Origin of the sequence: Flagellimonas olearia (genome assembly GCF_009184425.1) — a bacterium.
Taxonomy (GTDB): domain Bacteria; phylum Bacteroidota; class Bacteroidia; order Flavobacteriales; family Flavobacteriaceae; genus Flagellimonas; species Flagellimonas olearia.
The window spans coordinates 964,660-984,952 of sequence record NZ_WELG01000001.1; the positions used below are offsets into that span (position 1 = coordinate 964,660).

Genomic DNA, 20,293 nt, shown 5'->3' on the forward strand with positions numbered 1-20,293 from the left:
TTCTATGAAATTAGATCATACCAAAATAAAGACCCTCGGAGAATTGAAAGTCGCAGGGTACCAAAGTAAGAGTATCAAAGATGAGCTACGTACCAACCTGCTGGGAAAAATTGCCAGTGGTGAGGAAACCTTTCAAGGGGTGTGGGGTTATGAAAACTCAGTGATCCCTGAGTTGGAACGGGCCATATTGTCACGGCACAACATCAATCTATTGGGATTGCGAGGTCAGGCCAAAACCCGCTTGGCCCGATTGATGGTGCAGCTTTTGGACGAGTGGATGCCCGTTGTGGCCGGTTCTGAAGTGCATGACGATCCCTTGCAGCCCATTTCCAGATATGCCACTGAACTCATCAAGGAAAAAGGGGATAAAACTCCGGTTGAATGGATTCACAGAGATGAGCGTTTCTATGAAAAGTTGGCCACCCCAGATGTGACCGTCGCCGATCTTATTGGTGATGTAGATCCCATAAAAGCGGCCAACCTCAAGCTTTCCTATGCGGATGATCGGGTAATCCATTTTGGGATGATCCCACGGGCCAACCGCTGCATTTTTGTTATCAATGAGTTGCCCGATCTACAAGCAAGGATTCAAGTGGCACTTTTCAATATCCTTCAAGAAGGGGATATCCAGATCAGGGGATTCAAACTACGCCTTCCTTTGGACCTACAATTTGTTTTTACTGCCAATCCAGAGGATTATACCAATAGGGGCAGTATTGTTACTCCGCTAAAGGATAGGATAGGATCGCAGATTTTGACCCATTATCCGGAAACTATTGAAATCGCCAAAAAAATCACTCAGCAAGAAGCCCGTCTGGACCAACGACAATCCGAAGGAATCCATGTGCCCGATATTGCCATGGAAGTGTTGGAGCAAATCAGTTTTGAGGCCAGAAATAGTGAATATGTGGATGCCAAAAGTGGGGTAAGTGCCCGTATGAGCATTACCGCTTTTGAAAATTTGCTGAGTACCGCGGAACGTAGGGCCATAAAGTCCGGGAACGATAGGACCACAGTTCGTCTGAGTGATTTTATGGGAGTGATTCCTTCCATCACCGGAAAAATAGAACTGGTTTACGAAGGGGAACAGGAAGGAGCCGATTTTGTCGCCGAAACCTTGGTTGAAGAAGCCATAAAGTCCATATTCCCCAATTATTTCCCAAAGATTGATAAGTTACAGCGAAAAGATGCCGAAACGGAATACGATGAGCTTATCCATTGGTTCTTTGAAGGAGAAGGCTTTGACCTTTTGGACGAAGATACCGATGATGAATATAAGTCCAAATTGGATTCTGTCACCCCATTGGGAGCGCTGATAAAGGAATATCAACCTAATATTTCAAAAGAAGACTCCTATTTTATGAAAGAGTTATTGCTCTGGGGCTTGGTGGCCCATAAAAAACTGAGCAAACACCGATTTGTCCAAGGGTACCAATTCAAGGATCTCTACGGAAGCTATATACGGGGGCTATAGTCTATAGGCTATTGCCAGATGTTCAGGTTGTTATTGTAATCTTCAAAATTGTAGTGGCCTACATAGTTACGTCTATACCAAAACAGTGAAATTGTAAAAATGGGAAGCAAACTATACAGTACGAGCATGAGTAGGGCCATAGGTTTAAAGGTGGGTGGAATCACATGCCCAACAAGTTCTGGAAAAGAAGTCAGTGTCAGGACACTATCATATATCTTGAAGATATAAACAACCATGATGGCATAAAGCGCGTACTCTATGTTCCGCATCTTTGGATCGGGCAGTTCATCTTCCTTGATCTTGAACCACATTACATAGAGGTATAGAAAATGTACTGTACTCAACAAAGGGAAAATATAATTGTCAGGCTTCAGAAAATAGAATCTGTTGGTGTAAACTCCGTAGAAGTTTAGGATGTTCAAAGCCAACAATATCACTAAGGTTATTAGGATATTGGTTTTCCAAGGTAAAATTTTGCTTACGTATTTCATAGGTCTTTTGAGATTGGGACACTCATTATGGTAACAAATAACGTGCATCCAAAACCAATATTTTAAACAAATCGATGAACCGTAAGCAATGTTGGATTATCATAATAATCTGACATAAAAAAGTCCAATTTTCGACCTTTCCCAGTCCTTAAATCCTTATCCAAGGGCACAACATATTGATACATAATCCCGTACCTAAAGAGTATTGCAATTTTTTGTACTTTGGATAAAACGCTTTTTTATGCAAAACTGGGTCTACATCACACTTATGATACTCGGGATATACGTTTTGCTGAGTGTCCTGTTGTACTACCTACAGGACTATTTTCTCTTTAAACCAGAAAAATTGCCCAAGGATTTTCAGTTTTATTACGATAACCAAGAAATTGAGGAACACAACTTTGAGACCCGTGATGGAGCTACGATCAATGGTCTTCGATTTAAATCCAAAGACCCTAAAGGAGTGGTCTTCTATCTAAAAGGAAACTCCCGTAGCATTAAAGGGTGGGGGAAGTTTGCCGTGGACTTTACCCGTCATGGCTACGATGTGATCATGGTAGACTATCGTGGTTTCGGAAAGAGTACGGGACGTCGTACCCAAAAAGCCATTAAGCGTGATATGCAGGTAGTGTACAATAAGATCAAGGAGAAGGTGCCTGAGAAATATATAATTCTCTATGGACGCTCCATGGGTTCGGGTTTTGCGGCCAAACTGGCCTCCATGAACCAACCGCGCATGCTTATATTGGACGCGCCCTACTACAGCTTGAGCAAAGTAGCCAAAAAATTTATTCCGTTTATGCCGCTCTCCTTGCTGATAAAATTCCCCATGCCCACATACAAGTGGTTGAAGTACGTTAACTGCCCCATACATATCATCCATGGGACCGACGACAGGCTCATTCCCTATAAAACCAGTGTGAAGCTGTCCAAAATAAAACCTGGACTATCAAAGCTATACACCGTGATAGGAGGGGGGCACAAGGATTTGAACAACTTTGAATCGTACCACAGCATGTTGGAGGAAATTATCACCAGCAAACCCACCAAAGTAAATCTGGAAGGATCCAGCATCAATGTAAAACACTCCTCAAAACGGGCCAATGCAAAAGCTTAAGCGTTTTGGTATTTTTACGGTTGTTATTTTGATGTTACTCACCGTCATGTTGTATTCATTTCAGGAAAAACTGATTTTTTTGCCCACCAAGCTAGCTCAAGACCATGTTTATGCCTTCAATGCCGATTTTGATGAAATCTTTCTTGATACCACGGATGGAGCGCGTTTGAATGCCCTTCACTTTTATACGGACAACCCTAAAGGGTTGATCTTATACTTTCATGGAAATGCCGGAGACCTGTCGCGCTGGGGTGAAATCGTGTTGCCTTTTGTGGATTTGGGATATGAGGTATTGGTAATGGACTATCGCAGTTATGGCAAAAGCACCGGTAAACTCAGTGAGGAGGCATTGTACCGAGATGCACAACTGTTCTATGCCTATGCAATGGAAAAATACCCAGAAGAACAACTCATTATTTACGGACGATCTTTGGGCACCGGCATCGCAAGTCAGTTGTCCTCCAAGAATCAACCACAAAAGTTAATTTTGGAAACCCCTTTCCATAGTCTTTTGGATGTGGCCCAAGAACGTTTTCCCTTTCTACCGGTATCCTATCTGTTACGTTATAGGATTCCTTCGCATGTATTTTTGGAAAAAGTGGATTGTCCCATACGTATTTTTCATGGTACCACGGACAATGTGGTTTCGTATGGGTCAGGCAAAAAATTGTATGAGTCCATCTCCAACAGCAATAAAAAAATGTATACCATACCCAATGGCAACCACAATAACTTAAGTGATTTTGAAATCTATTGGAATGGGATTAAAAAAGAATTGGCTCCCGCCTTAATCAAATAAATCCGAAGAAAGGTAACGGTCTCCTCGATCACAGACGATGGAAACAATGGTGCCCTCTTTCAAGGTACCGGCCAATCTAATGGCCGCGGCCGCGGCACCACCACTGCTCATCCCGGCAAAAATACCTTCTTCCTTGGCCAATCGTTTTGCCATTTCCGTGGCTTCTTCCTCACTGACCTCCAACACGGTATCCACTTTCTGCGGATTGAAAATTTTGGGAAGATACGCTTCGGGCCATTTACGAATACCTGGAATCTTTGAATCATCGGTAGGCTGCACACCCACGATTTGCACCTCGGAATCTTGTTCCTTTAAATAGGTCGAGGTCCCCATAATGGTTCCCGTGGTACCCATACTGGATACGAAATGGGTGATCTCACCTTTGGTGTCCTTCCAGATTTCAGGCCCCGTGGTCTTGTAATGGGCCATCCAGTTATCGTTGTTGGCAAACTGGTTGAGCATGATATATCCTTCATCCCTAACCTTGGCCTCTGCGTAGTCCCTAGCACCTTCAATCCCAACATCCGATGGGGTCAAAGTCACCTTGGCTCCGTAAGCGCGCATGGTCTGAACTCGCTCCTTGGTGGAGTTTTCAGGCATTACCAGTTCAATGTCAAGTCCATAGATTCCTGCAATCATGGCCAAGGCTATGCCCGTATTGCCACTTGTGGCCTCAATGAGTTTGGATGCAGTGGAAAAATCCCCACGATCCAGCCCGCTCTTGATCATATTATAGGCAGGGCGGTCTTTGACACTTCCTCCAGGATTATTGCCTTCCAGCTTAAAAAACAGTTTTACGTTTGGGTTGGGGTTCAATACTTTGGATTCCACCATTGGGGTGTTTCCAATAAGATCTAGAATGCTATTGGACATTTGGGGCTGTCTTGATTTTAATTTCTGGGGTGTGATATACTGTTGAATTTGCAGGAACGGAAGCGGTAAGCCATGCATTTCCACCTATGATCGAATTTTCGCCGATTACAGTTTCACCACCCAAAATGGTTGCATTGGCATAAATGGTAACGTTAGACATTATCGTGGGATGCCTTTTGGTCTTTTGAAGGTTTTTGGATACGTACAATGCTCCCAAGGTCACCCCTTGGTACAATTTTACATTATCGTGTATAACCGCCGTTTCCCCAATCACCACACCAGTGGCATGATCAATAAAGAATGATTTACCAATGGTAGCACCAGGATTGATATCCACACCGGTCTGTCTATGGGCATATTCGGTCATGAGCCTCGGAATCATGGGCACCCCTTGAATGTACAGCTCATGGGCCAAACGATATATGGAAATGGCATAAAAACCGGGATAGGCCATATAGATTTCCTGAAGGGAGAGTGAAGCAGGGTCGCAATTAAGAATAGCCTCGGCATCCAGATTGAGTTTTTCCAAAATTCCGGGTAAGCAGCTTATATAATTGTTCCAAAGTTCATTGCTGGGCCTTTCCAAATCCCAACAGGCCATATCCATTAGTCGGTCAAACTTTTTCTCCAACATTTCAAGGTTCACGGCCACCGGGGTATTGGAATCAAAAAGGGTATAAAAAAGTGTATCTGTGAAATCCTCGGTTTCTTGTTTTAACCTATAGTCCAAATAGGGCAATTTCTTATGCCTATTGAGCTCTGAAATTATTTTTTCCTTGTCCATACAACAATTATTGTCCTAAATTTAGACAAAACCTTACCTACAGCCTTAAGAAATAGCTAACTTTAGTTTAAAAATAACATATTATCGATATAGCGTGACTGATTCCAAAATTTCCAAGAAAGTATTTGATTTTTTAGAAGAGCTGTCAAAAAACAACCACAAAGATTGGTTCGAGAAAAACAAAACTACTTTTAAAGTCCATGAAACTGAGGTGAAATCCTTCCTTTCAAACGTAAAGGAACGCTTGGAGCAACATGATGATATTGAGAAAATGAAACTGTTCCGGATCTATCGGGATGTTCGGTTTTCCAAGGATAAAACCCCGTACAAAACCCATTTTGCCGGGTCATTTTCCCGATTGGGCGCGCATCTACGGGGTGGATATTACATTCATTTACAACCGGGAAATTCTCTACTGGCCACCGGCTTTTGGGCACCCAACAAAGACGACCTGTTCCGCATACGAAAGGAATTGGAAATGGATGCATCTGATTTTAGGAAGGTCATCAGTGACCCGGATTTCACTAAAATCTGGGGGCAACTACAAGGCGATGCGGTGAAAACGGCCCCAAAAGGATTTGATAAGTACCACCCGGATATTGACTTAATCAAAAACAAACAGTATGTCTTTGTGAGGAATTTTACGGACCAAGAGGTACTATCTCCAAATTTTATCGAGGAAGTTGACAAATCGTATCGAGCTATTCGACCTTATTTTGATTTGATGAGCGATATTCTCACCACCAACCTCAATGGGGAATCAACCCTGAAATAACATCTCGTTTTCCAAAAGCTGGATTTGGTCCTTCAAACGCTCTATGACCATATTCATCATGCGTTTGTTCAAAGCGGAGGAATTTTTAATGTATTCCTGATATTCCTCAATGGTAAATTGCCCAATGACCATTCCCTTTAGAGAGTTCCTAAACTTGATGTCTTTTTGGATGGCCCGTTCAATATACTGCATCTTTTTCTCCAAGGAAAGGTCATGAAAAACGCCTTTATGCTTGCCGATATAGTTCTTGAAAACCTCAATCAACAAAAGGTTTTGAAGCTTGATGATAGGTCGCAAGGTTTGGTTTTGAAAACGTTCGTCCGCACTCATTTGATTGTTGAAATAAGACTGTAGAATTTCGGGGCGGAGGTCCAAAAGACTCTTAGATCGTGAATCCATGGCTGATAGTTTCAATAAAGTTACATAATCGACCTCCGTTCAATTTTTGTCATGCTGATAGTTGTTAACGATGTTATGAACATGCACTCCAAAGTTTTATTTAAGTATTTTTATGGCAAATCAAATCCGATATGTCCATGAACCTAAAATCCTTTGCCATTGTTTTACTTGTCCTTATGGTCATTTCCTGTAAAAAAGAAACCAAAAAAGACGATCCCCAAGTTTGGAATACCAAAAAAATGGCAGAAGAAAACGCCACACACAACCAATTACTCGATATTGAGAAAGAGCAGGGATGGGAGCTGTTGTTCGATGGGGAAACCTTGAACGGCTGGCATGTGTACAATGCTGGTGCACCATCAGTCTGGGAAGTGAAGAACGGCGAACTCCATAGAAATGTGGAACGTGAATCCGAGCACAATGAGGATTTGGTCACGGATAAAGCCTATGAAAACTATGAACTGGTTTTGGAGTGGAAAATTTCGGACCGTGGAAATAGTGGCATATTCATCAACGTTCACGAGAAACCAGATGTTGGCACGGCCTATCAAACCGGGCCCGAGTACCAAATTCTGGACCCCAACCATATGGATCATGATGTGGCCGTTAAAAAATCAGGATGCCTGTATGGATTTTCCCCCCAGAAAAATGAAGCTATTACAAAATCTGGCCAGTGGAACCAGACCCGCATCAAACAGGTTAATGGAAAAGTGGAATTCTATTTAAATGGTGTACTAACTGCAGTAGAAGATTTCACCTCACCCGAATGGCCGCAAAAAATATCGGCGACCCATTTTAAAAACTACCCTGAATTTGGTCAAGCCACCCAAGGGAAGATTACATTACAGGATTGGTATTTTGAGGTGTGGTTCCGCGACATCAAGATCAGGGAACTATAGACCACTATAGTTTATCGATTACATTTTTGAGCTTTTGCCGGATTTCTTGTGCCACAGGACCTAAGCTGTCATTCTTGACCGAAATCATGGAGGCGACAGGATCTACGGCAGCCACCTCGATATCCCCGTCCTCATTTTCCAAAACAACCACATTGCAAGGCAGAAAGAGACCAATTTTATCTTCCTGCTTCAATGCCTCATAGGCATAGGGCGGATTACAGGCTCCCAAAATCCTATATTTTTTGAAGTCCACATCCAATTTCTTCTTCAGGGTCTGGGCAATATCTATTTCGGTGAGCACCCCAAAACCCTCATTCTTTAGCTCAAGGGTTACCTTTTCAAGGGCTTTTTCAAAATCTTTCTCCTTCAAAATTTTACTGAAATAATAACTCATGGTCCTTTGTCTTTATGGTGTACGTCTTGGCTTTAAGATACTCATCTTTTATGGATAACTTGTATGCCCTCTTTTTGGAAATAGTGTTCAACAGCCTCTTGCACGGCTTGCAGCGAGCTGTATTTGGGTTGATATCGCAGCAATTTCCTTGCTTTTTCGATGCTGCCACACGGGCTGTGCGCAATGTGGTCCCATGTGAGTTCCCTATCTCTTTCACTAACACTCTTTTGCCATACCTCCCAAGGTTGAAACCGCAATTGGGGTACTTGCCCGAATAGCTTGGCCATTTCTTCCGCATAGCCCCTCAAGGTAAGTGCCTGCTCCGAAACTACATGGAAACTTTCACCGATCGCACTTTCCCTGTTCGCTATGGCCTTGACAAAAGCCTGTGCCACATCGTCCGCATGCACATGATGAACCGTTTTCCATCCCAAGGTTGGGCAAGGTGATTTCCTCTCCTTGGGCCAATCGTAGAAATACCTCCGGATTTAGATTTCCGGCCGGGTTCACGGGCAACCATCCCGGTCCCGTAATATGCCCTGGGTGGAGAATAGTGACCGGAAAACCATATTCTTTATGGAAATTGAGCAAGTAGGCTTCAATCTTTGCCTTGTTGATCCCGTAGGTGCCAAAGGGATTCCGTTCTGCAGACTCCGTGGTGGGAACCTGTACGGTATGCCCATGGACCCACATGGTCCCACAGTGTAGAAAATGTCGCACTTTGCCCTTTAGGTTTTCAGCAAGATGTTGGGCACTCTGGGGGGTGAAACAAATCAAATCAATGACCACTTCGCCGTTCAGGGATACGATTTGAGCCCCAAAATCCCCGTGCTCTTCGGATTTTTCCCGATCAATGCCCACAAACTCCACGGATTGCCATGCCTCATGATCGGCATAGGGTTGGGACTGTTGCCGACTTACACAGACCACATCATGACCTGCTTCAACAAGTTTTGGCACCAAGTATGTGCCAATATGGCCAGTGCCGCCAATCAGTATTACTTTCATTCTTATTTTTTATTCCTTGATTCGGACCAAATCCAAATCTTGATAATCAAAGCTAAAATCCATATTTGGCGAAATCCCTTTCATTTGAATCCCAACTGGGGTTCCTGAAGCATCCATTTTAAAAATGGCAAAGGCATCACACTGCATATCCGTATAGGCCATTTTAACGGCAAAGGTGCTGTCCTTGTAATGGAACATTTCCCCATTCAGCTGAGGGGAACGGAGTGACCTAAACCAAAGTTTTCCGCCATGGTTTTCGATGGATACCTTTCCGAACCATTTATCTTCATAGGTTCCTAAAAAGGAGCTTGCACCCAGTTTATTCACATCCGAGACCGTGGCACTTTCCCAAACGGCATCCAAGGTAGCATCGGCCTCGGCCTGCCCGGACTCCAATTGTTGCTTGGCAGACGCTAAATAATCCCATCGGTCCTTTCTAATCCATTCATCCCGAATAGCGGAACTTATGGTATGGTAGCTGTTGCCCCCGGGAGCCCCATTGGTGAGCACTACGACTGCCGAATTGATTTCGGGCACCATTACCACGGAGGACAACATGCCTGGTAGACCACCTGTATGCGAAATTATGGTATGGTCGTACCTATTGGAAATCCGCCATCCAAGGCCATAAGCGCCAAAATGGTACCTGTTGTCCGGTTCCGGTCTGGGTTGAAAGCTGATAAAGGTGTAGGGGCGCCACATTTCCGCTTGTCGCTCGGGACTGAAAATCTGTTTGTCCAAAGCATCGCCATATTTTCCTTGCTGCAATTGAGCCATGATCCATTTGGACATGTCATGGACGCTGGAATAGATTCCGCCCGAGGCCACCAAAGGGCCTTCACCCTTTACGTACCGCTCTACCTTTCTTACGTTTCCGTTCTCGGTGGAGTGGGCCGATGCCACGTTTTGGGTCGATTTCAATCGCTTATAACGAACCGCGGTCCTGTCCATGCCCAACGGACCTAAAATTTGCTGTTCGATAAATTCATCATAACTCTGGCCGCTTACCCTGGCAATGACCTCGCCCGCTACAATATAGAGCAGGTTGTCATAATCATATTTGGTGCGAAAATCCGAAGTGGGTTTAAAATATTGAAAACTGTTGAGTACATCCTGAATTTTGTAATCAGCTCCCGGAGGGAAAAACATTAAATCCCCGGCACCGAGCCCCAGCCCGCTGCGATGAGTCAACAGGTCCACAATGGTGAAATTCTCCCGAACGTATGCATTGTACATGGTAAACTCCGGTATGTGTTGAACCACCCGATCATCCCATTTAAGTTTTCCCTGATCCACCAAAATGGCCAATGCGGCAGCGGTGAACGCCTTGGTGTTCGAGGCAATTTGAAACAAACTATGCTCATCCACCTTCTCTTTGGAATCAACCGAGAGTTTTCCGTATCCTTTGGAGTGGATGACCTTCCCATTTTCTATTACGGCCACGGCAACACCCACTTGGGGCATCATTTCCATAGATCGGTTCACCAAGGAATCTATCTGCGAAGAGGTAAAGCCCTGTCCGAAAACGGTGGATATGGCCCATAATAAAAATAAGGGGAGGGTAATTTTGTTTTTCATGAGGTTTTTTAGTGGTTATTAAAATACGACAGGGTTCAAATGCGAATCTATGGTCTCACCAATGGCCACTCCCGGACACCAGGTCTCCCAATCGTTCTTTTGGCCGTCGTTCTCAGGTTTCTTCAAAATCATGTCCTTGTCCATATAGATCACGGTCATAACCTTTCGGGTCTTGCCAGAAGTATTGGCCCCGGCCCGGTGGAAAATCCAACCGGAATGAAAACTGACCTCGCCAATATCAAAAGCTTCTATGGTGTGCGGAAAATTATTGATCTTCAAGTTTTTTTGGATCACTTGTTCGCTCTCATCGCTGATGGACAGTTCGCGCCCCAACAGAATCTCTTGGCTGCCCGCACTGAATTCCAGCGGGCCCATTTCCAAAGGTGTTTCTTGCAAAGGAATCCAGATGGTGATGGACTTGTCCGAAGACAACGGCCAATAATATTGGTCTGCATGCCAAGGGGTGATTCCCCCGCCGGCCTCCTTGAACAGGGCTTGATCGTGGTAGATGCGAACCCCATCCACTTGCATGAGGTCTGCAGCGACCTTGGCCAACCGCTTGCTCAGGATCAGTTTTTTGATCTCCTCGTCCTGCACCCAGAGATTACAGAGTTGTAAAAAGGCCTTGCCGTAGGTATCCCGCTGATTGATGGGCACATCCACCTTGTTCAGTTCTGCAACCTTTTTGGATATGACCGCATTGAAATGCGCCACGATCTCAGGCGATAAAAATTCCTTGATCTTGATGAAGGCGTTCTTTTGGTAAAAGTCCACCTGTTCTTTGGTCACCTGAAAAGGTTCATCCAATAGGGTTACATCCATATTTTTTGGTTTTCTATCCTAACTCCTCTGCCAATCCAACAAGAAGTCCTTCGACCCCACGAATATAACACAGACGATATATGTTTTCATAATTGACCACGTCACCGACAAGCTCTGCCCCTTTTTGGGTGAGTTTGACAACCAGTTCGTCCAGATTTTCAACGGTGAACATGACCCGCAAATATCCAAGGGAGTTGACAGGTACCTTCCTATGATCGGAAATGGTTTCCGGCTTCAAAAATTTTGAAAGTTCCAACCGATTATGCCCATCCGAGGTGGCCATCATGGCAATCTCCACTTGTTGTTGCCCCAGTCCTGTGACCCGGCCAGTCCATTCTTCATCAATGGTGGCCCGTCCCTCAAGGCGTAGGCCAATGTCTTCGAAAAACGATATGGCACTATCCAAGGATTCCACAACAATTCCAACATTGTGCATTCGTGGGAGGTTGGTCTGGGTCATAGTTAGGCGTGTTCTTTTATGCTTGTTCTAGTTCTGTCTTAGTATTTTTTCCATTTTCCGGCCCTTGGCCAACTCATCCACCAGTTTGTCCAAATAGCGGACCTGTTGGGTCAGGGGATTGTCGATTTCCTCAATCCGATACCCACAGATCATCCCGGTAATGAGGTTGGCATTGGGGTTCAAGTCCGCATCTTGGAAGAAATCTTCAAAAGTGCTCTTTGCATCGATATGTTTTTGAATGGCCTCATCATCAAAGCCCGTAAGCCATGTGATTACCTCGTGCAGTTCTTCTTGGGTGCGACCTTTTTTCTCCACTTTGGCCACGTAATGGGGATATACCCCGGCAAAGGTCAGCTTTGCCATTCGTTCGTTATGTTCTGGGGTGACTTTCATCTTGCGTGGTTTTTACTTTGAGGGATACAATCCGTTCATTTGCTTAAATGTAGGGATTTTGAAAGGACTTTGGAACAGGGACCTGTTTTGAGGCCAAAAGAGTAGGGGACTACTGTTCGCCTTCCCCGATCTGCGTTATTTTTCCCTGGCAGATCTCCTCGGTAAGCTGCTTTAGTTGCAGCACTTTGTGCGACAGGTATTCCAAATCACCTTTGGTGATGTGGTACTCCTTCATGTTGTAACGGGCATCGATGTAGGCGCGTTTCAGCAGCTCAAAAAGGCGCTTGTGCTCCTCGGTCTGTTTGGGAAAAAGGTCGAAACGCTTATCACACATGGCCACCTTTATCCCCAAGGTCTCCAGATTGTGGTCCTTGGGCCGGTAATCCGTTAACACCAACAAAATGGTGGTGTAGTAGCGTTCCACGGCTTGATGCAATTGGAAAGCGGCTACATAAAAGGATTCTTTATCAAAATATTGATCAAATCCCCATAAAAATTCGTTCGCGCTATCAAACCACTGGTCAAAATAGTCTTGGGCCTTGTCTTGGTATTGTTTTGGGGTGAGCTTTTTGGGCGAGGCCAGTTGGTGCTTGCCCGAATCGTACAGCACAATGCCCTCTTCCTTGATGTCCCTAAAAAAGTAGTTCCCCACCCGAAGGGCCTGGTTCAGGTGTTTGATCCCGTGGAAAATAAGGTTCACCGGGGTGGCCACTTGGCCCGTGACGGTGAGCTCCGCCTTGATTTGGTCCTCTATACGGAACTTTTGTTGCAGGTCTTCATGGGTGAGGACCACGAGCAGGTCGTAATCGCTGCGGTACTCGTAGGTGATGCCTTGTTCCATATAGGTGTCTTCCACCCAGTTGCCGCGGGCGTAGCTACCAAAGAGCAGCACCATTTCCACTTCCTTGAACCCGGACAGCAAAGCGGTGAGCTGGTGCAGCTCGGCCTGCTTGTGATCTGGGAGATGTGCCACGGTCTTGTTCAACAGTTAGGTGTTTGTGCCCGAAAGATAGGCATATTTGAGTTTGCGTGGTTTTGGGTTGGGGAGGTTGATTTGGTTACAAGATACAATTTTGTGACCTTAGGAACAGATTTTATGTTCAAGCTTTTTTAGGGCTTTATAGGTGACCTCCTTCAAAGCATTTTTGAAAATCCTTTCGGATCTTTTGTAAGTTGCATCTATAGATTTTTTGATATACTCTCCCGATTCAAGAACCACGATTTCTTTTTCGCCAACTTTTGCAACGATCTTCAGTTCAACCATGGAAGTTTCCCTTTCGGACCAGTATGTTGCCGAAAACTCCTTTCTGGCATTCAAAACTTGAACCGTAAGAAACGCTTGGAGAGTAGATTCTGAATCAAGATTGTCCAATATGGTCTGCTTAATTATTTCTTCATGATCACTTTTCAATGGGGGAACCACGATGTCATACTGACCTCTATGAGAGATAAAGGGTAGCTCCAAATCATCTGAAATAGAGACGTTCTCTCTTCTATCTTCAATTACTATGGCATCAGCTACCAAATCAAGACCTATTTTTGGGTACTCTTCATCGTTTGTCACAAATCTTGGAGTACTGCATGAAACCAATAAAAGAATAACCGTTAACAAAAAAAGGGTTGGATTGAGATTCATTTAAAATCAGATAGGTTATAATTGGAGGGCAACAATCTATTATATGACTGAACTTGTTTAGGCCCGTAAGATAGGCATATGCTTTCTTTTGGGATAGATAGGTATTCTAATGGGGGTTGGAACTTATTTTGAATAATCAGCCCAATACCCACCATAAGGTAAACATCACACCGCATATGGCTGTTTGGATATAAAGCAATAACTGGAATATTCGTTGGGTCTTCTTTGTCATAGTCTAAATATAAACTTTTTAAACTAAACCCCGTTCAAAGTTGGAAGGGGTGTGCGAAAAAACTAAAACAGGAAATAGGGTAAGCCTAATGATAAAATCATATGTTTTTTCCTACTTATTTCACAAGTAATTCTTATCTTAACCAAGAAACACCTAGTAAACACTTAATCATTGACATTATGAAAAAACAGATCTTTTTTTTCGCGATCCCTGTATTGCTTTTGGTAGGGCTACTGTTCTTGAACACACCCCAGGAAAGGACCTTTAACGAGTTGCCGGAAAACCCGGAGACCGAACAGGCCTTTACGTTTCCCTGCGCATTCTGTGATGCGGAATTGGCCGCTTGCATAGCGGGAGGCTCGTTTACCGAGCAGGAATGCCAAGAAATGATGGCTTCCTGTTACGCGGAGTGCCAGCCCTAAGGTACAGCCAAGTATTTTTTGGGACAGTGCCCGGACCTATCGTTCAACCTGTACGTATTCCTTTAGGAATACCTCCCTTGTTTGACCATTAAACGATAGGTTTGGGCGCTTGTTCTTTTATACCCAAGCCATTTGCCGATGGCTTTTTCTTTTTCACAGAATTTGTTTAACATTGGGCCTATAAGCAACGTTATGAAATTTGGCCAAGTAGACCACCCGGAACTTATTGATTTTACCATCCCCCCTGACCACCCGGACACTGCCGTGGTGTTGTCCCAATACAAAGGTGGGGGAGTGCCCAACGTGTATGTGGGCTGCGCCAAATGGAACCGGCAAGACCTCAAGAACTTTTACCCCCGCGGCACCAAGGACGAGCTGGAATACTACGCCACCCAGTTCAACAGTATTGAGCTGAACGCTACCTTTTACCGGATTTTTCCGGCAGAGCAATACCAAAAGTGGTACGACAAGACCCCGGAGGGTTTTAAGTTTTTTCCCAAAATGACCAATGCGGTGAGCCATTTGCGACGTCTCAACGACCAAGTTTATGGGATTGTGGACGAGTACTTGCAGGTAACCTCGCTCTTGAAGGAGAAATTGGGCACCATTTTCTTGCAGATGCACAACAACTTCAACCCCAAGAATTGGGACAGGGTAGTGCGCTTTGTGGAGTACTGGCCCAAGGAATTTCCCTTGGCACTCGAGTTCCGGCATACGGATTGGTTCACCGACGAAACAGTTTCGCAAGAACTTTACCATCTGTTGCAAGAGAACAACATGGCCAATGTTTTGGTGGACACGGCAGGTAGGCGGGACCTGATGCACATGCGGCTTACCAACAACGAGGCCTTTGTGCGCTACGTGGGCGCCAACCACGAAACGGATTACCCCCGACTGGACGATTGGGTTACCCGATTGACCGCTTGGAAGGAACTGGGATTGGAGAACATCCACTTTTTTGTGCACCAGAACCTAGAGCTGGCCTCGCCCTTACTTTCGGCCTATTTTATTGAAAAGTTGAATCCCGCTTTGGGTTGTGGGCTGGCCATCCCCAAGACCACCATCAGTCCGCAGGAGCGTTTGTTCTAGCCAATTTCAATTGTGGAATCTTTGATGGGCAAAATTGCAGAGTCCGTATTCCTTGATAATGAAATGTTTGAAATCCACAATTCCATGGTAAAGGAGTGCTAAAATAGGGCGTTCTGGCCGTGATTTGGACTAATTTTGTACTGTAGATATAAACGCTAAACGTTACACTAATGCGATTTCACACTAGAAAATGGGTAAAACCAGAAGACTTGAACGCCAACGGGACCTTGTTTGGCGGTAGGGTGCTGGCATGGGTGGATGAGGAAGCCGCGCTGTACAGCATCATACAACTTGAAAACAAAAAAGTGGTCACCAAATACATGTCAGAAATCAATTTTATGAGCACCGCCGTTGAGGGCGATATCATTGAAATTGGAATCGATGTGATCAAATTTGGGGTGACCTCCATTTCCTTGAACTGCGAAGTGCGGAACAAAATGACCCGCGAGAGCATCGTTACCGTGGACAACATCATCATGGTGAACCTGGACGACAAGGGCAATCCCAAGCCCCATGGCAAGACCAAGATAGAGTTCGTAAAGGACCGCTTGGCCCAAAAAGAAAAGGAAGAGAATTCCTAGGTCTTAATCCAAGGTTGCCGCAACGGCCTGTACCTCGTCCAAAACACGTAGAAGGTTACCGCCCCATAGTTTGGCGATTTCCTCTTCAGTATAACCACGTTTTACCAATTCCAAGGTTACGTTGAAGGTTTCTGAAGCATCGGACCAGCCCTCGATACCGCCACCTCCATCAAAATCGGAGCTGATGCCCACGTAATCGATCCCAATGAGTTTCACCATATAGTCGATATGGTCCACCAAGTCGGATACGTTCACCGCTGGGGGAACATTGGGGTCATTCGCCGCCATTTCCTCACCCAATTTGGTCACTTTGGGATAGTTTTCCATGAATTCCTCTTGTTGATCCTTGGTAAGGGAGCCAAATTCCGACCGCTCGTACCAGTTCAATCCTAAAGAATCCGCCGCTTTTTGGTTGATGCTTTTCATATAGGCCGCACGGGCATCATTTTTCTCTGTGTTCAGGTACGAGGTGAAGGCCACTGTTTGTGCCACACCGCCGTTTTCCTTCAACAATAGGAGCAGTTCATCATCCAGGTTACGGCTATGGTTGCAAAGTGCCCTAGCCGAGGAATGCGAAGCGATCACCGGTGCCTTCGATAGTTCTATCATCTGTTTTATGGCTTCTTTGGAAGGGTGGGAGATATCGATCATGATCCCTACGCGGTTCATTTCGGCAACGGCCTGTTTTCCCAACTCGCTGAGTCCGTTGTGCAGCCACACGCCGTCCGCTTCACCAGTATTGGAATCACTGAACTGGCTGTGTCCGTTATGGGCCAAAGAAATGTACCGTGCCCCACGCTTTTGATAGTCTGCAATTTGGGAAAGGTCCTCACCAAGGGGATAGGCATTTTCCACCCCGATCATGGCCGCTTTTTTACCCGCTGCGGAAATCCTTCGCACATCGTCTGAGGTCAAGGCCAATTCTATCCGGTCCGGGGCATATTCTTCGCACAGTCTGTGGATGGCCTCGAACTTGGAAATGGCATTCTCCTTGGCCTTGGCATAGCCTTCGGCATTCAAGGAATCCTGTCCGGTGTAGACAATGAACCAGGCCACATCCAGACCACCTTCTTCCATCTTGGGTAAATTCACCTGGTTTTCCAGTTTTTGGGTATAGTTGATACTGTCAGTGAAGTTCCTCACGTTGATGTCCACATGGGTATCCACAGTAATCACGGTATCATGGATTCTTCTGGCTTTTTCTTCCATGGTCTCAGTTTTATCGGATTGTTTTTCGGCGCATGAAAAGAAGAGGCTCACAGCGCACAAAAGGGCAGCGTATTTCATAGTTGGTGGTTTACACCTACAAATAAAGCAATTTGACAACAAAATCCATGGGCTACATAACAATTAATTGTAATCCCTTGATCCAATGCGGATTTTTAGGTGATAATTCAATAATTGAACAAAATTTGGAAACTAGGGAACTACTCACGTATCTGGAAAAATTGGAAATCGGGCTCAGCAGCTTTTCGTATGAGGAATTGGGCGTTGTGGAGGCCGGTGAGCTGAAAAAATCATTTGAAGTCTTCAAACACGGACTTGAAAACAAGGTTTTTGGCGTTCCCGAGATGAAGCAGTTGGAAAACATCTACAAAAAAGTGGGCATCCAAGGTTCTGAAATCCATATGGGAGAAACCGGTAATATGCCCAACGAACTGAAAGAGTTCCTATCCCTGATCGATGCCATGGAGAATACCCGTTTGTCACATGAACAACAAAAGATTGCCAAAGCCATGAAACAAGTGGCCCAGCAGTTGGGCAAGGAGTTGCCCATGTCCCAGAACCTACAATTTATTGAGAAAGAACTAGAACCCGGCCATTTGGCCCATACCATCAACTTAAAGCCCATTTTACAGGATTGTATGGGGCAGATGGAACTCATGGAGGAGCTGGTTAGGCTCTTCCAACAAAACCTCATGGAATTTATTGGCAGCGTAAAGGTGCACTTGCAGAACGAGAATTTCAAGCAAGTGGACCTGGCCTGTCAGAAAGTCCGTCCGAGTCTGGAGATGATGAAGGCCAACGGTCTGTTGGAAATCGTAAAGGAAATCCTCATGCTCTGCAGAACGGACAATGACCCAAAGCACCACGCATTTCTGTACGATCAATTTGTAATGGAGTACCCCAAGGTACAGGAGCAGGTGGACTTTGAAATGGAAATTCTCAGAACCATGTAAAACATACCCCATGGAAAGCCAAGTCCTTCCCGATTATCTTCAAAGTATTTTTCATCCGCTGTTGGAGCATGCCAAAGATATGGAGTGCAAACTAATGCTGTTGGATGAGATACTGGAGGTAGGGGACAAAAAGGAACTTCCCTTGCTCAAGGAACTGGAAAGCCATGACCATCCCAAGATCAGCAACAAAGCCTTTGAGATACGATCCCTACTTGAAACCAAGTTGGGGGTAGACGGCGAAAGGGAACGGAGAAGGCTCCCCATGAGCCTGTGTTTCATCTATGATGAATTCAATATTCGTCCCAGCAAGATAGACCCGGACTTGGAGTTTGGGGTATCCTTGGACATCCTTGATTCGGAGTAACCACTGAATCCACTTTCCCTTATCCCCATGATGGGACATTTCACAACTGCAACACCCATTTTCACCACAATTAATTGATAGACAATAATCTTTCCCATAGATTCACGTTAATAACATAGACCAACATCAAACCCTCGAATCATTATGTTATACGATACCTACGGAGAAGAATATTTGGCCTTCTTACAAGAGCTCAACGAGATTTTGAGCATCAATGAACTGGCCGAACTTGATTATTTATAGTAAACCCCAAACGTTGCAATATGAAAAATCTTAACCACGAAAACACGGCGTATCTTAACTTTATTCAAGATTTGAACGATATGCTCGTCGATTTTGATATCAATCAACTGAGCTGCTCATAATAGTTTAAGTGGATATCATGGAAAAGGGGATGTTTTTAACATCCCCTTTTCTATTTTATGTTGACATGGTGTTATCCCAAATACGACTTCAAAATTTTACTTTTTGAGGTGTGTCTCAGTTTACGTATCGCTTTTTCCCTGATTTGTCGCACACGTTCCCGTGTCAGGTCAAAGGTGCTCCCAATCTCTTCCAAGGTCATGGAAGGTTGGTTCCCGATACCATAGTACAAACGCACCACATCTGCCTCACGAGGGGAGAGAGTGTCCAAGGCCCGGTTGATTTCCGTGTTCAGGGATTGGTGCATCAATCCATTGTCCGGCTTGGGTGAATCCCCGGTATTGATTACATCGTATAAGTTGGAGGTTTCCCCTTCCTTCAAAGGAGCGTCCATGGATACGTGTCTTCCTGTATTTCTTAAAGACTGCTTTACCTCGGAAACGGTCATGTCCAGCTCTTTGGCAATTTCTTCCGGGGAAGGTGGCCGCTCGTGGGCCTGCTCCAAATAAGAAAACGTCTTTTTGATTTTATTGATGGAACCAATTTTGTTCAAGGGGAGTCGTACCACCCGGGATTGTTCGGCAAGAGCCTGCAAAATGGACTGCCTGATCCACCAAACCGCGTAGGAGATGAACTTGAATCCACGGGTTTCATCAAACCGTTTGGCAGCCTTTACCAGTCCCACATTACCTTCGTTGATGAGATCGGGCAATTTCAACCCTTGGTTTTGATACTGCTTGGCCACAGATACCACAAACCTTAGATTGGCATTGGTCAATTTTTCCAAGGCCAACTGGTCCCCGGCCCTAATACGTTGGGCAAGCTCCACCTCTTCTTGGGCAGTGATCAAATCAATCTTGCTGATGTCCTGAAGATATTTGTCCAAAGATTTGGATTCCCGGTTGGTGACCTGTTTGATGATTTTTAATTGCCTCATGCTCAAAAATGGTTTTCTAGGTGATACATAAGCTTACATTATACATTATAATAGCCTATTTTCCAAGCCCTAAATGTTATTGTTATCAAAATGTTATGAGCAACATCCAAAAAAGTTTCAGATTGTTCGCATTGTTGATAGTATCTTAATAGAAATGCGAACATAGGGTTCCACCTTACTGCAAAAAACTCCTAATTTTGCAAGGTTTGTTGATCAAGAACCA

25 protein-coding genes are annotated in these 20,293 nt (G+C 44.8%); 10 read left to right on the forward strand and 15 right to left on the reverse strand.

The window, feature by feature from the left end; all coding sequences use genetic code 11:
• Window positions 1-4 precede the first annotated feature (4 nt).
• Entirely contained in the window at window positions 5-1,474 is a 1,470-nt protein-coding gene (locus F8C76_RS04045; RefSeq protein WP_152130563.1) for a MoxR family ATPase, read from the forward strand.
• Window positions 1,475-1,482: 8 nt separating this feature from the next.
• Here F8C76_RS04045 and F8C76_RS04050 read toward each other — a convergent pair whose 3' ends face one another.
• Window positions 1,483-1,965, reverse strand: coding sequence for a hypothetical protein (locus tag F8C76_RS04050; protein ID WP_249042356.1), 483 nt, complete (start codon window positions 1,963-1,965; stop codon window positions 1,483-1,485).
• 241 nt (window positions 1,966-2,206) lie between these two features.
• On the opposite strand from F8C76_RS04050, the gene F8C76_RS04055 reads away from it, so the two are divergent.
• Window positions 2,207-3,082: an alpha/beta hydrolase gene (locus F8C76_RS04055; protein ID WP_152130565.1), complete on the forward strand. Its 876-nt coding sequence runs from the start codon at window positions 2,207-2,209 to the stop codon at window positions 3,080-3,082.
• Window positions 3,069-3,881, forward strand: a complete 813-nt coding sequence (locus F8C76_RS04060; RefSeq protein ID WP_152130566.1) for an alpha/beta hydrolase — start codon at window positions 3,069-3,071, stop codon at window positions 3,879-3,881. Before F8C76_RS04055 ends, F8C76_RS04060 begins: the two co-directional genes overlap by 14 nt.
• Here F8C76_RS04060 and cysM read toward each other — a convergent pair.
• Entirely contained in the window at window positions 3,870-4,754 is an 885-nt protein-coding gene (cysM, locus tag F8C76_RS04065; protein WP_152130567.1) for a cysteine synthase CysM, read from the reverse strand. The genes F8C76_RS04060 and cysM overlap by 12 nt on opposite strands.
• Entirely contained in the window at window positions 4,744-5,538 is a 795-nt protein-coding gene (epsC, locus tag F8C76_RS04070) for a serine O-acetyltransferase EpsC (RefSeq protein ID WP_152130568.1), read from the reverse strand. The genes cysM and epsC overlap by 11 nt, the downstream gene beginning before the upstream one ends.
• Before the next feature lie 94 nt (window positions 5,539-5,632).
• Between epsC and F8C76_RS04075 the strand changes: the two genes are divergently transcribed.
• Entirely contained in the window at window positions 5,633-6,313 is a 681-nt protein-coding gene (locus F8C76_RS04075; protein WP_152130569.1) for a DUF2461 domain-containing protein, read from the forward strand.
• Here the strand turns inward: F8C76_RS04075 and F8C76_RS04080 are convergent.
• Window positions 6,299-6,712, reverse strand: coding sequence for a glyoxalase (locus tag F8C76_RS04080; RefSeq protein WP_152130570.1), 414 nt, complete (start codon window positions 6,710-6,712; stop codon window positions 6,299-6,301). The genes F8C76_RS04075 and F8C76_RS04080 overlap by 15 nt on opposite strands.
• 131 nt (window positions 6,713-6,843) lie before the next feature.
• Here F8C76_RS04080 and F8C76_RS04085 point away from each other — a divergent pair, with 131 nt between their 5' ends.
• Complete coding sequence (locus F8C76_RS04085) at window positions 6,844-7,611, forward strand: 3-keto-disaccharide hydrolase (protein ID WP_249042357.1); 768 nt, start codon at window positions 6,844-6,846, stop codon at window positions 7,609-7,611.
• Between the two features lie 4 nt (window positions 7,612-7,615).
• On the opposite strand, the gene F8C76_RS04090 is transcribed toward F8C76_RS04085, so the two are convergent.
• The 9 genes from F8C76_RS04090 to F8C76_RS04125 form a co-directional block, all read right to left on the reverse strand.
• Window positions 7,616-8,005: a DUF302 domain-containing protein gene (locus F8C76_RS04090; RefSeq protein WP_136567210.1), complete on the reverse strand. Its 390-nt coding sequence runs from the start codon at window positions 8,003-8,005 to the stop codon at window positions 7,616-7,618.
• Between the two features lie 41 nt (window positions 8,006-8,046).
• Window positions 8,047-8,400 carry an NAD-dependent epimerase/dehydratase family protein gene (locus F8C76_RS18835; protein ID WP_211372112.1) on the reverse strand — a complete coding sequence of 118 codons (354 nt, stop codon included), beginning with the start codon at window positions 8,398-8,400 and terminating at the stop codon, window positions 8,047-8,049.
• Entirely contained in the window at window positions 8,348-9,013 is a 666-nt protein-coding gene (locus tag F8C76_RS04095; RefSeq protein ID WP_211372113.1) for an NAD-dependent epimerase/dehydratase family protein, read from the reverse strand. The genes F8C76_RS18835 and F8C76_RS04095 overlap by 53 nt, the downstream gene beginning before the upstream one ends.
• Window positions 9,014-9,022: 9 nt before the next feature.
• A complete protein-coding gene (locus tag F8C76_RS04100; protein WP_152130571.1) occupies window positions 9,023-10,591 on the reverse strand; it encodes a serine hydrolase in 1,569 nt (522 codons plus the stop codon).
• A gap of 18 nt (window positions 10,592-10,609) precedes the next feature.
• Window positions 10,610-11,413, reverse strand: a complete 804-nt coding sequence (locus F8C76_RS04105; RefSeq protein ID WP_152130572.1) for a phytanoyl-CoA dioxygenase family protein — start codon at window positions 11,411-11,413, stop codon at window positions 10,610-10,612.
• Between the two features lie 13 nt (window positions 11,414-11,426).
• On the reverse strand, window positions 11,427-11,873 hold the full coding sequence (locus F8C76_RS04110) for a VOC family protein (RefSeq protein ID WP_152130573.1): 447 nt from the start codon (window positions 11,871-11,873) through the stop codon (window positions 11,427-11,429).
• Between the two features lie 27 nt (window positions 11,874-11,900).
• On the reverse strand, window positions 11,901-12,266 hold the full coding sequence (locus tag F8C76_RS04115; protein ID WP_152130574.1) for a DUF2200 domain-containing protein: 366 nt from the start codon (window positions 12,264-12,266) through the stop codon (window positions 11,901-11,903).
• Window positions 12,267-12,375: 109 nt separating this feature from the next.
• Window positions 12,376-13,251 carry a HEPN domain-containing protein gene (locus tag F8C76_RS04120; protein ID WP_152130575.1) on the reverse strand — a complete coding sequence of 292 codons (876 nt, stop codon included), beginning with the start codon at window positions 13,249-13,251 and terminating at the stop codon, window positions 12,376-12,378.
• A gap of 96 nt (window positions 13,252-13,347) precedes the next feature.
• The gene (locus F8C76_RS04125) at window positions 13,348-13,902 is read right to left on the reverse strand and encodes a hypothetical protein (RefSeq protein WP_152130576.1); all 555 of its coding nucleotides are present in this window, start codon (window positions 13,900-13,902) and stop codon (window positions 13,348-13,350) included.
• A 411-nt stretch (window positions 13,903-14,313) separates the two neighbouring features.
• On the opposite strand from F8C76_RS04125, the gene F8C76_RS04130 reads away from it, so the two are divergent.
• From F8C76_RS04130 to F8C76_RS04140, 3 genes are all read left to right on the forward strand, one after another.
• The gene (locus tag F8C76_RS04130; RefSeq protein ID WP_152130577.1) at window positions 14,314-14,556 is read left to right on the forward strand and encodes a hypothetical protein; all 243 of its coding nucleotides are present in this window, start codon (window positions 14,314-14,316) and stop codon (window positions 14,554-14,556) included.
• 192 nt (window positions 14,557-14,748) lie between these two features.
• Window positions 14,749-15,645 carry a DUF72 domain-containing protein gene (locus F8C76_RS04135; protein ID WP_152130578.1) on the forward strand — a complete coding sequence of 299 codons (897 nt, stop codon included), beginning with the start codon at window positions 14,749-14,751 and terminating at the stop codon, window positions 15,643-15,645.
• 170 nt (window positions 15,646-15,815) lie between these two features.
• Window positions 15,816-16,226, forward strand: coding sequence for an acyl-CoA thioesterase (locus tag F8C76_RS04140; protein WP_152130579.1), 411 nt, complete (start codon window positions 15,816-15,818; stop codon window positions 16,224-16,226).
• 3 nt (window positions 16,227-16,229) lie between these two features.
• Here F8C76_RS04140 and F8C76_RS04145 read toward each other — a convergent pair whose 3' ends face one another.
• On the reverse strand, window positions 16,230-17,513 hold the full coding sequence (locus F8C76_RS04145; protein ID WP_152130580.1) for a dipeptidase: 1,284 nt from the start codon (window positions 17,511-17,513) through the stop codon (window positions 16,230-16,232).
• Window positions 17,514-17,638: 125 nt separating this feature from the next.
• On the opposite strand from F8C76_RS04145, the gene F8C76_RS04150 reads away from it, so the two are divergent.
• Both F8C76_RS04150 and F8C76_RS04155 read left to right on the forward strand, forming a co-directional pair.
• Complete coding sequence (locus tag F8C76_RS04150; RefSeq protein ID WP_152130581.1) at window positions 17,639-18,406, forward strand: hypothetical protein; 768 nt, start codon at window positions 17,639-17,641, stop codon at window positions 18,404-18,406.
• A 10-nt stretch (window positions 18,407-18,416) separates the two neighbouring features.
• Window positions 18,417-18,770: a hypothetical protein gene (locus tag F8C76_RS04155; RefSeq protein ID WP_152130582.1), complete on the forward strand. Its 354-nt coding sequence runs from the start codon at window positions 18,417-18,419 to the stop codon at window positions 18,768-18,770.
• A gap of 436 nt (window positions 18,771-19,206) precedes the next feature.
• Here F8C76_RS04155 and F8C76_RS04160 read toward each other — a convergent pair whose 3' ends face one another.
• On the reverse strand, window positions 19,207-20,070 hold the full coding sequence (locus tag F8C76_RS04160; RefSeq protein ID WP_129654256.1) for a sigma-70 family RNA polymerase sigma factor: 864 nt from the start codon (window positions 20,068-20,070) through the stop codon (window positions 19,207-19,209).
• Between the last annotated feature and the right edge of the window lie 223 nt (window positions 20,071-20,293).